Source organism: Endozoicomonas sp. ALD068 (assembly GCF_049310145.1).
Classification (GTDB): Bacteria; Pseudomonadota; Gammaproteobacteria; order Pseudomonadales; family Endozoicomonadaceae; genus Endozoicomonas_A.
The window spans coordinates 5,991,238-6,004,374 of the sequence record NZ_JBLYNU010000004.1; the positions used below are offsets into that span (position 1 = coordinate 5,991,238).

Sequence of the window (13,137 nt, forward strand, 5' to 3'; positions counted from 1 at the left end):
ATTTGCTGTGACTAAATAATCACGCATTGCAAAACTCGTAAGATGGGAACACCTGAAAGCTGTTTTTAGTGGATAGCAAAATGCCTTTCTTTTGTTTCCTTCCTTTCTCTGGCCTCGGTAAGGGCTTTGACGCAATCGCTATGGCTCAGCATGGTTGCGATGGACAACGGGGTGGCGCCATCTTTAGTCAGGGCGTTGAGATCAGCCCCGGCTTCGAGTAGTGCTTTCAGGCATTCGGTATTGCCTTTTTCAGCAGCGGCGAACAGTGAGGTGGCACCATCTGAAGTCGTGGCGGCGTTGAGATCTGCCCCGACGTGGATCAGGATTTCCACGCAATCGGTGAAGCCCTTCCAGGCTGCGATGAATAGCGGGGTGGCGCCATCCAAAGTCCTTGTGGCGTTGAGATCCGCCCCGGCGTGGATGAGGATTTCCAGGCAATCGGTATTGCCTTTCAAAGCTGCGATGAAAAGCGGGGTGGCGCCATCCGAAGTTCTGGCGGCGTTGAGATCTGCCCCGGCGTTGATCAGGAGTTTCACGCAGTCGGGGTTATTTTCCTGGACAGCGAAGGTCAGCGCGGTAGCACCACATGATCGGGCGGCGTTGGGGCTTGCCCCGGCGTTGATAAGGCGCTCGACAACGTCTGTATGCCCCCCATAGGATGCCATCATCAAGGCCGTGAGATCATCAGAGGTAACGGCATTGACATTGACTCCTTCTGCCAGTGACTTCTCCACCTGATCCAAATCCCCGTCATAACAGGCATCAAAAAAGGTCTGATCGGGGAAAAATGTATCCGGGAGAGATTCACTGGTGTCCAGGTTCACCACAGGCATCGGGTCTTGTCTGCACATCACGCACCGGCGTGAGCCGATGGGCTGATCAGCAAAACACCTCGATATACAGTCCAGATCGAAGCGTTGGCCACAACATTGGGTTGTCACGACCACAGGCTCTTCACTTCGGCCATGGAAGGGAGCCAGACAAACAGGACATATGTCGGCCTCCAGTGTCGTCGGGAAGAAGGCAGCGAGCAATGCCATACACAAGAAGAACATCTGTGCTAGCTAATAAGTAGTAAGGGTTAGGTTCAAAGGGAGTATGGTAGTTCATTTGTATGGCTATCACAGTTTGCTGTGGCTAAATATTCAAGCATTTCAAAAACTCAGAAGGTGGAATCACCCTAAAGCTGTGTTTGCTGGATAACACGATGCCTTTGATGTGTTCTCCTCCTCTCCTCAGTTTCCTACTTTGCCCCAGCCTTGATCAGGGCTTTCACGCAGTCGGTGTTGTCCTTCCGGGTTGCGATGGACAGCGGGGTGGCACCATCCGAAGTTCTGGCGGCGTTGAGATCCGCCCCGGCGTTGATCAGGGTTTCCACGCAATCGGTATTGCCTTTCAGGGCTGCGATGAACAGCGGGGTAATGCCATTCGGCAAGGCAGCGTTGAGATCCGCCCCGGCGGTGATCAGGAGTTGTAAGCAGTCGATGTTATTTTCATAGGCAGCCAAGAACAGTGGGGTGGTGCCATTCTTACCCCGGGCGTTGAGATCCGCCCCGGCGTTGATCAGGGCTTTCACGCAATCGGTATTGCCCATCAGCGCTGCGCTGGACAACGGGGTGGCGCCATCCTTGGCCCGGGCGGCGTTGAGATCCACCCCAGCGTTGATAAGGAGTTTCACGCAGTCGATGTTATTTTCTAGTGCAGCGGTGTACAGCGGGGTGGCGCCATTCTTATTCCAGTCGTTGAGATCTGCTTCGGCTTGGATCAGGATTTTCAGGCAGCCGGTATTGCCCTCATAGGCAGCTATGAATAGCGGGGTGGCGCCATCCGTAGTCCGGGGGGTGTTAGGGTTCGCGCCGGCTTCGATCAGGATTTTCAGGCAGCCAGTATTACCCAACAGGGCAGCGATGAGCAGCGGGGTGGTGCCATCCTCATTGCGAGCGATGTTGACGTCCGCCCCGGCATTGATCAGGCGCTCGACGACGTTCATTTGCCTATAACAGGATGCGAGCATCAAGGCGGTGAAACCATTAGTCATAACGGCATTGACATTGACGCCTTCTGCCAGTGATCTCTCCACCTGCTCCAGATCCCCGTTGGAGCAGGCGATATAAAATGTCTGATCGGGGAAAAATGTATCCGGGTGAGATTCACTGGTGTTCTGATTCATCAAAGGCATCGGGTTTTGCCGACACATCGCGCAACGGCGTGAGCCGATGGGCTGATCAACAAAACACCTCGAAACACAGTCCAGATCGAAGAGTTGGCCGCAACATCCGGTTTTGACGACCACTGGCTCTTCATTACGGTTATGGAAGTTAGCCAAACAGATAGCGCATTGATCGGCTTTTAGCGTCCATGAGTAGAGGACAGCGATCAATGTCATCCATAGGTAGAACATCTGTACTGGCCAAGAAGTCGTGCGGGTTGGGTACAAAGAAATTATGGTAGTTTATTTTTATGGCTACAAAAGTTTGCTGTGACTAAATAATCACCTATCTCAAAAGCTCAGAAGACAGGAACACTTGAAAGCCGTGGTTACAGGATAACGCAGTACCCTTCATTTGCTCTCTTTGCTGCCTCGGCCTTGGCAAGGGCTTCTGCGCAGTCGTTGTTGCCCTTCTCAGTTGCGATGGATAATGCAGTTGCGCCATCCCTATATCTGGCGGCTTTGAGATCTGCTCCAAAGTTGAGCAGGAGTTTCAGGCACTCGACATTGCCCTTCTCGGCTGCGATGAACAGTGGAGTGACACCCTCTGGCAAGGCAGTGTTGGGATTCGCACCGGCGTTGAGCAGGAGTTTCACGCACTGGGTATTGCCCTCTTGAGCTGCCATGTAGAGCGGGGTGGTGCCCTCTGAAGTCCCGGCGGCGTTGAGATCCACCCCGTGTTTGATCAGGAGTTTCACGCACCCGGTGTTATTTTCTTGGGCAGCGAGAAACAACATGTTATAGCCACCGTTAGTCCGGACGTTTAAATCCGCCCCGGCTTTGATCAGGATTTCCGCACAATCGGTTTTGCCTTTCCAGACTGCGATGGACAGTGGAGTGAAGCCATCCGAAGCTCTGGCAGTGTCAAAAGCCGCCCCTTTTTCAATCAGAAGTTGTAAACACTTGGTATTGCCCTTCAGTGCTGCGGTAAACACTGGGGTGGTGCCCCACAAGTCGGTGTTGGGGTCTGCCCCATCGGCAATCATGATTCGCACCTTTTCGGTATTGCCCTTGAGGACTTCGATGAGCAGTGGAGGGATGCCTTTGAGATCCGCCCCTTTGTCGATCAGGAGTTGCGCACACTCGGTATTGCCCTCCAGGACTGCAATAATAAGCGCGGTGGCACCATCCTCAGTTCTGGTAGCGCCGACCTTTGCCCCAGCTTTGAGCTGGCGTTCGACGACTGCGCTGTTCCCACTACAGGATCCCAGCATCAAGGCAGTGAGACCATATTTCATAACGGCATTGATATTGACCCCCTCTGCCAGTGACTTATCCACCTGATCGTAATCCCCTTGAAGACAGGCATCGTAAAACGTCTCGTCGGGGAAAAATTTATCCGGGTAAGATTTACCGATTTTCTTACCCACCACAGGCATCGGGTCTTGCCGGCACATTGCGCACTCGCGTGAGCCGATAGGTTTTGTAAAATACTGACTCGTAAGACAGACCAGATGGAATGTGTGGCCACAATGGGTTAGACATTCGGTTTCGTCGGCGTCCACTGGCGCCATATCGTGGCCATGGAAATTTTCCAAACAAATAGCACAGACATCGTCCTTCGAACTTACGTCAGTACCCATGAGGAAAGGGGAGTGAGTATTGATATTCATAAGTAAAACCTCTGTGTTTTTTTAAGAAGCTATACAGATTTAGATACAAAAAAAGCACGATAGTTCAATTTTATGACTATAAAGTTTGCTGTGACTAAATAATCACCCATCTCAAAAGCTCAGAAGATGGCAACACCTGAGAGCTGCGGTTACCGGATAAAACAACGCCTTTTTTTGCTTCCTTCCTTGCCTCAGTTCCTTACTTTGCTCCAGCCTTGATAAGGGCTTGCGCACACTCGCTATTGCCCATCTCGGTTGCGATGGACAGCGGGGTGGAGCCATCCGAAGTTCTGGCGGCGTTGAGATCCGCCCCGGCGTTGATCAGGATTTCCAAGCAACCGTGATTACCTCTGCGGGCTGCGACGTGAAGCGGGGTGGCGCCATCAGTCCTGGGGAGGTTGAGGTCTGCCTTGGCTTCGATCAGTGCTTTCACGCATTCGGTACTGCCTTTCCAGGCTGCGACGGAAAGTGGTGTGGCGCCATCCGACGTTCTGGCGACGTTGAGATCTGCCCCGGCGTTGATCAGGTGTTTCACGCAGTCGCTATTACCCAAGTAAGCAGCCATGAGCATTGCATTGGCGCCACTCGAAAGGACAGTGTTGACGTTCGCCCCGGCAATGATCAGGCGTTCGACGAGGTCTGTGTCTCCTATAGTGGATGCCAACATCAATGCCGTAAAATCATTAGTCATAGCGGCATTGACATTGACTCCTTCTGCCAGCGACCTCTCCACCTGATCCAGATCTCCAGATAAGCAGGCAAGATAAAACGTCTGATTGGGGAAAAATGTATCCGGGAGAGTTTCATTGGTGTTCTGATTCACCAAAGGCATCGGGTTTTGCCGACACGTCGCGCAACGGCGTGAGCCGATGGGCTGTTCAGAAAAACATTTCGAAATACAGTCCAGATCGAAGCGTTGGCCACAACATTGGGTTGTCACGACCACAGGCTCTTCACTTCGGCCATGGAAGGGAGCCAGACAAACAGGACATATGTCGGCCCCCAGTGTCGTCGGGAAGAAGGCAGCGAGCAACGCCATACATAAGAAGAACATCTGTGCTAGCCAAGTGAGTAGTAAGGGTTAGGTTCGAAGGGAGTATCGTAGTTCATTTGTATGGCTATCACCGTTTGCTGTGACCAAATAATCACCCATCTCAAAAGCTCAGAAGATGGGAACACCTTAAAGCCGTGTTTACAAGATAACGCAGTACCCTTCATTTGCTTTCTCGGCCTCAACAAGGGCTTCTGTGCAGTCGTTGTTGCCCTTCTCAATTGCGATGGACAATGCAGTCGCGCCATCCCTATATCTGGCGGCTTTGAGATCTGCTCCAAAGTTGAGCAGGATTTTCAGGCACTCGACATTGCCCTTCAGGGCTGCGATGAACAACGGAGTGGCACCAGTTGGTAAGGCAGTGTTGGGATTCGCACCAGCGTTGAGCAGGAGATTCACGCACTGGGTATTGCCCTCCTGAGCTGCCATGTACAGCGGGGGGTGCCATCTTTAGTCCTGGGGGTGTTGAGATCGGCCCCGTGTTTGATCAGGGTTTCCGCGCAATCGGTATTGCCTCCCCAGACTGCGGCTAACAGTGGGTTGAAGCCGTCCTGAGCCCTGGCGGTGTCGAGAGCCGCTCCGTTTTCGATCAGAATTTCTACGCACTCGTTATAGCCCTTCATGGCTGCGATTAACAGTGAGGGGGTGCCATCCAACAAGGCGGCGTTGGGATCTGCCTTGTAGCAATCAGGAGTCGCACCTTCTCGGTATTGCCCATCATGGCCGCCATGAAAAGCGGTGTGGCACCATCCGCAGTCCGGGCAAAGTTGACCTTCGCCCCGGCGTTGAGCTGGCGTTCGACGACTGCCCTGTTCCCACTGAAGGATCCCAGCATCAAGGCAGTGACACCATATTTCATAACGGCATTGATATTGACTCCGTCTGCCAGTGACTTATCCACCTGATCGTAGTCCCCTTGATAACAGGCATCGTAAAACGTCTCATCGGGGAAAAACTTATCCGGGAGAGATTCACTGGTTTTCTCTTTCTCCACAGGCATTGGGTTTTGCCGACACATTGCGCACTGGCGTGAGCCGATAGGTTTTCTAAAATATTGACTCGTAAGACAGCGCAGATGGAATGTGTGGCCACAATGGGTTAGACATTTGGTTTCGTCGGCGTCTACTGGCGCCACATCGTGGCCGTGGAAATGTTCCAAACAAATAGCACAAACATCGTCCTTCGAGCTGGCGTCAGTACCCATGGGGAAAGGGGGGGAGTGTTGATATTCATAAGCAAAACCGTGGTTACTGGATAACACAACGCCTTTCTTTCGCTGCCTTCCTTGCCTCAGTTCTCTACTTTGCTCCAGCCTTGATAAGGGCTTGCGCACATTCTGTATTGCCCATCTCTGTTGCGATGGACAGCGGGGTGGCGCCAGTCTTGGTCTGGGCGTTGAGATCTGCCCCGGCGTTGATCAGGAGTTGTACGCAGTCGGTGTTACTTTCTTGGGCAGTGATGAACAGTGCGGTGACCCCACGCTCAGTTCGTGCGTTGAGATCTGCCTTGGCTTCGATCAGGGCTTGCAGGCAGTCGGTTTTATTTTCCTGCGCTGCGAAGAACAGCGGGGTGGCGCCCGTCTTGGTCGGGGTGTTGAGATCCGCCCCGGCGTTGATCAGGGCTTTCACGCAATAGGTATTGCCCATCTGTGCTGCGGCGGACAACGGGGTGGCGCCATCCTCGGTCCGGGCGGCGTTGAGATCAGCTCCGGCGTTGATCAGGCGTTTCACGCAGTCGATGTTATTTTCTTGTGCAGCGGTGAACAGCGGGGTGGCGCCATTCTTAGTCCGGGCGTTGAGATCTGCTTCGGCTTCAATCAGGATTTTCAGGCAGCCGGTGTTGCCTGTTTGGGCAGCTATGAATAGCGGGGTGGCGCCATCCTCATTCCGGGCGATGTTGACGTCCGCCCCGGCGTTGACCAGGCGCTCGACGACGTTCATTTGCCCATAATAGGATGCGAACATCAAGGCGGTGAAACCATTAGTCACGACGGCATTGACATTGACGCCTTCTGCCAGTGACCTTTCCACCTGATCCAGATCCCCATTGGAGCAGGCGCTATAAAACGTCAGATCGGGGAAAAATGTATCAGGGAGAGATTCACTGGTGTTTTGATTTAACACAGGCATCGGGTTTTGCCGACACATCGCGCAACGGCGTGAGCCGATGGGCTGATCAACAAAACACCTCGAAACACAGTCCAGATCGAAGAGTTGGCCGCAACATGCGGTTTTGACGACCACAGGCACTTCATTACGGTTATGGAAGTTAGCCAGACAAATAGCACATTGATCGGCCTTTAGTGTCCATGAGGAGAGGGCAGCGATCAATGTCATCCATAGGTAGAACATCTGTACTGGCCAAGAAGTAGTGAGGGTTGGGTACAAAGAAATTATGGTAGTTTATTTTTATGGCTATAAAAGTTTGCTGTGACTAAATAATCACCTACCTCAAAAGCTCAGAAGATGGGAACACCTGAAAGCTGCGGTTACCGGATAACACAACGCCTTTTTTTCGCTCCCTTCCTTGCCTCAGTTCCCTACTTTGCTCCAGCCTTGATAAGGGCTAGCGCACACTCGGTATTGCCCATCGCGATTGCGATGGACAGTGAGGTGATGCCATCCGAAATCCGAGGGATGTTGAGATCCGCCCCGGCGTTAATCAGGAGCTTCACGCAATTGATGTTATTTTGTTGAGCAGCCATGAACAGTGCGGTGAGCCCATCCTCAGTTTGTGCGTTGAGATCCGCCTCGGCATTGATCAGGAGTTCCAAGCAGTCGGTATTGCCTTTCACAGCAGCGGCCAACAGTGGGGTGGAGCCATCCGAAGTCCGAGGGATGTTGATATCCGCCCCGGCGTTGATCAGGAGTTTTACGCAGTCGGTGTTATTTTCTTGTGCAGCCGCGAAGAGTGGTGTGGTGTCAGTCTTGGTTCGGGCGTTGAGATCCGCCCCGGCGCTGAGATCCACCCCGGCGTTGAGATCCGCCCCGGCGTTGATCAGAAGTTTCACGCAGTCGGTATTGCCTCTCATAGCAGCGGCGAACAGTGGAGTGGCGCCATCCGAAGTCCGGGGGATGTCGAGATCCGCCCCGGCGTTGATCAGTATTTTTACGCAGTCGGTAAAGCCATTCATAGCAGCCAGGAACAGCGAGGTGGTGCCATCCCCATGCCAGGCAGTGTTGACGTTTGCCCCGGAATTGATCAGGCGTTCTGCGACTTCAGCGTGCCTCCAGCGGGATGCCAACATCAAGGCAGTGAGACCATTAGTCATAACAGCATTAACATTAACGCCTTCTGCCACTGACCTCTCCACCTGACCCAGATCCCCGATAGAACAGGCAAGATAAAACCCCTGATCGGGGAAAAATGTATCCGGGTGAGATTCATTGGTGTTCTGATTCACCACAGGCATCGGGTCTTGCCGACACATCGCGCACTGTCGCGAGCCGATGGGCTGTCCAACAAAAGACTTCGAAATACAGTCCAGATCGAAGAGTTGGCCACAACATTGGGTTTTGACGACCACGGGCGCTGCACTTCGGCCATGGAAGTGAGCCAGACAAATAGGACAGTGATCAGCCTTCACTGTCCACAGGGAGAGGGTAGCGAGCAATGCAACACTTAAGTAGAGCATCTTTGTTGGCCACTAGGTCCACTAGGTGGTCCGGGTTAGGTACAAAGAAACTATGGTAGTTCATATATATGGCAATCAAAGTTTGTAGTGACTAAATAGTCACCAATTTCAAAAACTCAGAAGATGGGAACACCTGAAGGCCGTGGTTACTGGATAACACAACGTTTTTTTCCGTTCTCGCATGCCAGCATCAAAGCAGTGATACCATTATTCACAATGGCATCGACATTAATTTTTTCTGCCGATGATTGCTTCACCTGATCCAAATACCCCGCAAAACAGGCTTAAAAAGCGCTCGATCAAGAAAAAAATCATCCGCATAAGATATACCACTGACCTCATTCACCACAGGCGCTGCATCATAGCTCTCGACCATGAAAATCAACCGAGCAAACTGAAGGGAACATGAACAATAGTTGACATTTACTGTAAGCGAACGTAACTTTCAAACGACTGTTTGAAACTGTTGCTATACTTTTGCAATCTGTTTCATGAATAAATATAAGACAACCCAGAGGTACCGTTATGCCAGACTATAAGGCCCCCCTGCGCGATATCCGGTTCGTTCGTGACGAGCTCCTGGGATATCAGGAACATTACGCCAGTCTCCCCGGCGGAGAAGAAGCTAGCCCTGATATGGTAGACGCCATCCTTGAAGAAGGTGCCAAGTTCTGTGAACAGGTTCTGGCCCCTTTGAATCAGGTCGGTGATGAGCAAGGCTGCACCTGGTCCGAGGACGGTGTAAAAACACCAGACGGTTTTAAAGAGGCTTACCTGCAATACGTTGAAGGCGGCTGGCCTTCACTGTCCAGTGATCCAGAATACGGTGGCCAGGGTCTGCCTTACTCTCTGGGTCTGGTTCTCAGCGAACTGATGGGAGAAGCCAACTGGGCCTGGGGCATGTATCCCGGACTCAGTCATGGTGCCATGAATACTTTGGAAGCCCATGGTACTGAAGAACAGAAGCAAGCTTACCTGACCAAGCTGGTATCCGGTGAATGGACAGGTACCATGTGTCTGACCGAGCCTCACTGCGGTTCTGACTTGGGTATGCTGCGAACCAAAGCCGAGCCTGCCGCTGATGGTACTTATAAAATTTCAGGTACCAAGATCTTTATTTCTGCCGGTGAACACGACATGGCAGACAATATTGTCCACATCGTTCTGGCGCGTCTGCCGGGTGCTCCAAAAGGTACCAAAGGAATCTCGCTGTTTATCGTTCCCAAATATCTGCCTGGCAAGCACGGTGAGAGCAATGGCGTAAGTTGTGGTTCCATCGAGCACAAGATGGGGATTCACGGTAACGCCACCTGTGTCATGAACTTTGACGAAGCAACCGGCTTCCTGATTGGTCCGGAAAACCGTGGTCTGCACTGCATGTTCACCTTCATGAATACTGCCCGCCTGGGTACGGGTATTCAGGGCCTGTCCCACGGTGAAATCGCCTTCCAGGGTGCTCTGCGCTACGCCCGCGAACGTCTGCAAATGCGCTCCCTGAGCGGTGCCAAGAACACTGAAGGTCCGGCTGACCCAATTATTGTGCACCCTGACGTACGTCGGATGCTGCTGACCATCAAATCCTTAACCGAAGGCAATCGTGCCCTTCTTTACTACACAGCCAAGAAAGCAGATCTGCTGCACAGTCCTGATGAAGCAGTGCGTGAACAGGCTGATAAGGAACTGGGCTTCCTGACACCTATCGTCAAGGCTTTCCTGACCGAAACCGGTTTTGAGTCCGCCAACCACGCACTTCAGTGCTACGGTGGCCACGGTTATATCAGTGAATGGGGTATGGAGCAGAACGTTCGTGACTGCCGTATCTCCATGCTGTACGAAGGAACTACCGGTATCCAGGCACTGGACCTGCTGGGAAGAAAAATCTTCCAGAGCGGTGGTGAAACCATGAAGCCATTTACCAAGGAAATTCACAAGTTCTGTAAAGCTCACGCTGAAAACGAAGACCTGAAAGCCTTTGTTGAGCCACTGGCTGCCTTGAACAAGGAGTGGGGCGATCTCACCATGCAGCTGGGCCTGAAGGCGATGGAAAATCCTGATGAAGTGGGTGCGGCTTCCGTCGACTTCCTGATGTATTCCGGTTATGCGACTCTGGCTTATATGTGGGCTGATATGGCTCGCCTGGCCAAGGAGAAGCTGGCTGAAGGTACAACTGAAGAAGGCTTCTACAAAGCCAAGATTCAGACTGCACGTTTCTACTTTGAACGTATCCTGCCAAGAACACAGGCTCACAAATCTGCCATGTTGTCAGGCACAGCGAATCTGCTGGATATGGCTGAGGAAGATTTCGGTGAACTCTAATCCCGGATAAGAGTTTTCTGACAGGGGGTTGCTTCGGCAGCCCCTTTTTTTATGTCTGAACACTAGGAGCCTGACCGAGAATAGCGCCCGTCTAGGCGACCCCGTAGCGAGGACGGCAGAAAATTGAGGATGAAAATTCGGTTTTGTGAGGAGAATAGCGAGCTATTTGACGAACAAAAGCGGATTTTCAGACCAATTTGCTGCCGCCGCACGACTGCATGGATGCAGGAGCTAGAGCAACGCAGGAGCAGTTGCCGTGTAGGGCAGTCTATTCTCGGTCTAATGGGATGGTCCGCCCCTCCTAAACGGCTTCAAATGAGCCAAAATGGAGTTAACCATTTAAACAGGATTAACCGGAGCGAACCACCCATGACTATTTCAGCACTTGGTATCGATATTGGCAAGAACAACTTTCACCTAGCATTGAAGGCAGCCGTTGGTGATGCGACGTATTTTAAATCTGGTCGACACCTTGCCGCATGGTTGGGATTAGTTCCAAGACAGCATTCCACAGGCGGTAAGTCAGTCCTGCTGGGCATCAGTAAACGGGGTGATAAATACCTGCGCACATTATTGATACACGGCGCACGTTCGGTACTCCACTGCCTCAAAAATAAGGATGACCGCTGTAAAAAATGGGTTAGCCAACTTAATGAGCGCAGCAATCACAACGTTGCCGCCGTTGGTCTGGCTAATAAAATGGCTCGGATTGTCTGGGTCATCATGACCCGAAATGAAGTTTACAAGGCTGCATAATGAGGTAAAGGCGGCAGCGGCAAAGTAAAGCATAAGCTTAATCAAAGGGGAACCCCCCCGCAGATTGCGATGAGCATGTACAGTTGATGGCAAACAGGTAAAAACCGGCAACCTGAAACCTGATAGGAGTCTTGGCCCTTGAGGCCGTCGGACTGATAAGGCCAGGTTGCGCGGATACCCATCAGGGCCAGAGGGTTAGACCTCATGAATAGGCCGTATATATGATTGCAGTTATCTTTGTTTGCTAATTAACAAAACAGGCTCTTGCAAAACGGGGCGGACCATATAAGGCTCCTAGGAAGTTTCATCGAGAATAACAAAGCTGAGGAGGGTAACGGGAAGAGCGATTAGCATCACAATGTGTATAACCGGATTAATCAGCATTAACAGTCCGGCTGCGATCCAGATGTTTTTGACAATCTTTTTCTTGGCTCGATAAGAGCCAGTCAAGGTTCGACGATAAAAGTGACGGTTATCGGGCAGCTGATCCTGCATCCAGTCTGGCTGCCATGTGATTTTCAGCATCATGCTGATCAGGGTTATAAGATACCGCATAAACATTCCTTTGAAATATGCGCAGTTATTTAATAAAAATGCAGTCTGGTGATTTTTCCAGACACTGTTTTGAGTCTAATGTTTTTTGCCTAACCTCCAACGCTGGTCTATAAAAAACACGGCATTGGTCCTTTTTCAAAGTCCGTGGAGATATAAGTACCTAACCGGAGCTGTATTAGGCGAGGCGATGAGCAAGCAGAAAACACTAATAAATCCCTTATCGGGCTTTTTTAAGCAATCCATTAATTCTTTCTTACAGATATTTCTTCTTTTGATACCCTGCGGCTTGAAAGTGCAAGCGGCTGAAAATAATGAAATGAACTACGAGCTTCGGGCTCATCAGGGGCATTTGCAATGGTTAGAGCCGACAGACATTCTATTGGCTGTTGACACAGACCTTAAAAACTTGCAGATCAGGGATGAGGGCTCGCATGGGAAAGAAGAACTCGTTTCAGTCACTGCAGACACTTCTTTGCCTTATGACAGTTTTAACAAGGAGACAGATTGGGTCGATCAAATTTGGGGTCGTCCTTCCAGAGATCATCTCTACCTGGGCATGTGGACCTTTCATCTTGAGGGTGGTGATGATCAGGAAAGCAACAATAAGCTGATCGCTTTCTCCTATAAAGGCTATTACGGCGCAACTCTCATTAATACCCACTGTGACAGAGTCTGGTCTGGAGGTGTGCAGCGAACTCTGTACCAACAAAAATATGGAGCCTTTGATATAGAGGCAGGGTATCGCGCAGGGATTGTCTATGGATATAAGGAATATCTAAGCCGTGTCTTCCCTCTGGTTCAGGCCGTACTCGACATCGACTATAAGGGGTTTGGTGTTGAGTTATCCTATGCGGCGGTGGTTTTCTCTGCGGGTTTTTATTACCGTTTCTAATGCCCTGAACGTTTGCCACCCTTATCAAAAAATACCACAAATTGGAGATGTCGTTTTTTTGTAGTTAAAAATTCAAACGTTAGTTTAAAACATTCCTTTTAGCCCCTGTTC

At 51.3% G+C, this 13,137-nt stretch carries 12 protein-coding genes and 1 pseudogene; 3 read left to right on the top strand and 10 right to left on the bottom strand.

Translation table 11 applies throughout. The annotated features are described in order from the left end of the window. Positions 1 to 65 precede the first annotated feature (65 nt). From ACO6V5_RS22315 to ACO6V5_RS22355, 9 genes are all read right to left on the bottom strand, one after another. Positions 66 to 1,055 carry an ankyrin repeat domain-containing protein gene (locus tag ACO6V5_RS22315; protein ID WP_422135585.1) on the bottom strand — a complete coding sequence of 330 codons (990 nt, stop codon included), beginning with the start codon at positions 1,053 to 1,055 and terminating at the stop codon, positions 66 to 68. A 188-nt stretch (positions 1,056 to 1,243) separates the two neighbouring features. Further along, the gene (locus tag ACO6V5_RS22320) at positions 1,244 to 2,401 is read right to left on the bottom strand and encodes an ankyrin repeat domain-containing protein (RefSeq protein WP_422412649.1); all 1,158 of its coding nucleotides are present in this window, start codon (positions 2,399 to 2,401) and stop codon (positions 1,244 to 1,246) included. A gap of 137 nt (positions 2,402 to 2,538) precedes the next feature. Continuing rightward, the gene (locus ACO6V5_RS22325; protein WP_422412647.1) at positions 2,539 to 3,822 is read right to left on the bottom strand and encodes an ankyrin repeat domain-containing protein; all 1,284 of its coding nucleotides are present in this window, start codon (positions 3,820 to 3,822) and stop codon (positions 2,539 to 2,541) included. 199 nt (positions 3,823 to 4,021) lie between these two features. Further along, positions 4,022 to 4,876, bottom strand: a complete 855-nt coding sequence (locus tag ACO6V5_RS22330) for an ankyrin repeat domain-containing protein (RefSeq protein WP_422412645.1) — start codon at positions 4,874 to 4,876, stop codon at positions 4,022 to 4,024. Between the two features lie 138 nt (positions 4,877 to 5,014). Then, positions 5,015 to 5,302: an ankyrin repeat domain-containing protein gene (locus ACO6V5_RS22335; RefSeq protein ID WP_422135581.1), complete on the bottom strand. Its 288-nt coding sequence runs from the start codon at positions 5,300 to 5,302 to the stop codon at positions 5,015 to 5,017. Then, a complete protein-coding gene (locus ACO6V5_RS22340) occupies positions 5,269 to 5,529 on the bottom strand; it encodes an ankyrin repeat domain-containing protein (protein ID WP_422412643.1) in 261 nt (86 codons plus the stop codon). Before ACO6V5_RS22340 ends, ACO6V5_RS22335 begins: the two co-directional genes overlap by 34 nt. Next, positions 5,505 to 6,134: an ankyrin repeat domain-containing protein gene (locus ACO6V5_RS22345; protein ID WP_422412641.1), complete on the bottom strand. Its 630-nt coding sequence runs from the start codon at positions 6,132 to 6,134 to the stop codon at positions 5,505 to 5,507. The genes ACO6V5_RS22340 and ACO6V5_RS22345 overlap by 25 nt, the downstream gene beginning before the upstream one ends. A gap of 37 nt (positions 6,135 to 6,171) precedes the next feature. Beyond that, positions 6,172 to 7,224, bottom strand: a complete 1,053-nt coding sequence (locus ACO6V5_RS22350) for an ankyrin repeat domain-containing protein (RefSeq protein ID WP_422412639.1) — start codon at positions 7,222 to 7,224, stop codon at positions 6,172 to 6,174. A 188-nt stretch (positions 7,225 to 7,412) separates the two neighbouring features. Then, the gene (locus tag ACO6V5_RS22355) at positions 7,413 to 8,507 is read right to left on the bottom strand and encodes an ankyrin repeat domain-containing protein (protein WP_422412637.1); all 1,095 of its coding nucleotides are present in this window, start codon (positions 8,505 to 8,507) and stop codon (positions 7,413 to 7,415) included. A gap of 525 nt (positions 8,508 to 9,032) precedes the next feature. Between ACO6V5_RS22355 and ACO6V5_RS22360 the strand changes: the two genes are divergently transcribed. Both ACO6V5_RS22360 and ACO6V5_RS22365 read left to right on the top strand, forming a co-directional pair. Beyond that, on the top strand, positions 9,033 to 10,823 hold the full coding sequence (locus tag ACO6V5_RS22360; RefSeq protein ID WP_422139081.1) for an acyl-CoA dehydrogenase C-terminal domain-containing protein: 1,791 nt from the start codon (positions 9,033 to 9,035) through the stop codon (positions 10,821 to 10,823). A gap of 420 nt (positions 10,824 to 11,243) precedes the next feature. Then, positions 11,244 to 11,579 (top strand): annotated as a pseudogene (locus tag ACO6V5_RS22365) (transposase); the annotation flags it as partial. A gap of 294 nt (positions 11,580 to 11,873) precedes the next feature. Here ACO6V5_RS22365 and ACO6V5_RS22370 read toward each other — a convergent pair. Then, positions 11,874 to 12,134 carry a hypothetical protein gene (locus tag ACO6V5_RS22370; RefSeq protein WP_422139080.1) on the bottom strand — a complete coding sequence of 87 codons (261 nt, stop codon included), beginning with the start codon at positions 12,132 to 12,134 and terminating at the stop codon, positions 11,874 to 11,876. 316 nt (positions 12,135 to 12,450) lie between these two features. Here ACO6V5_RS22370 and ACO6V5_RS22375 point away from each other — a divergent pair, with 316 nt between their 5' ends. Further along, on the top strand, positions 12,451 to 13,026 hold the full coding sequence (locus ACO6V5_RS22375; protein ID WP_422135574.1) for a hypothetical protein: 576 nt from the start codon (positions 12,451 to 12,453) through the stop codon (positions 13,024 to 13,026). The last annotated feature ends 111 nt before the right edge of the window (positions 13,027 to 13,137 follow it).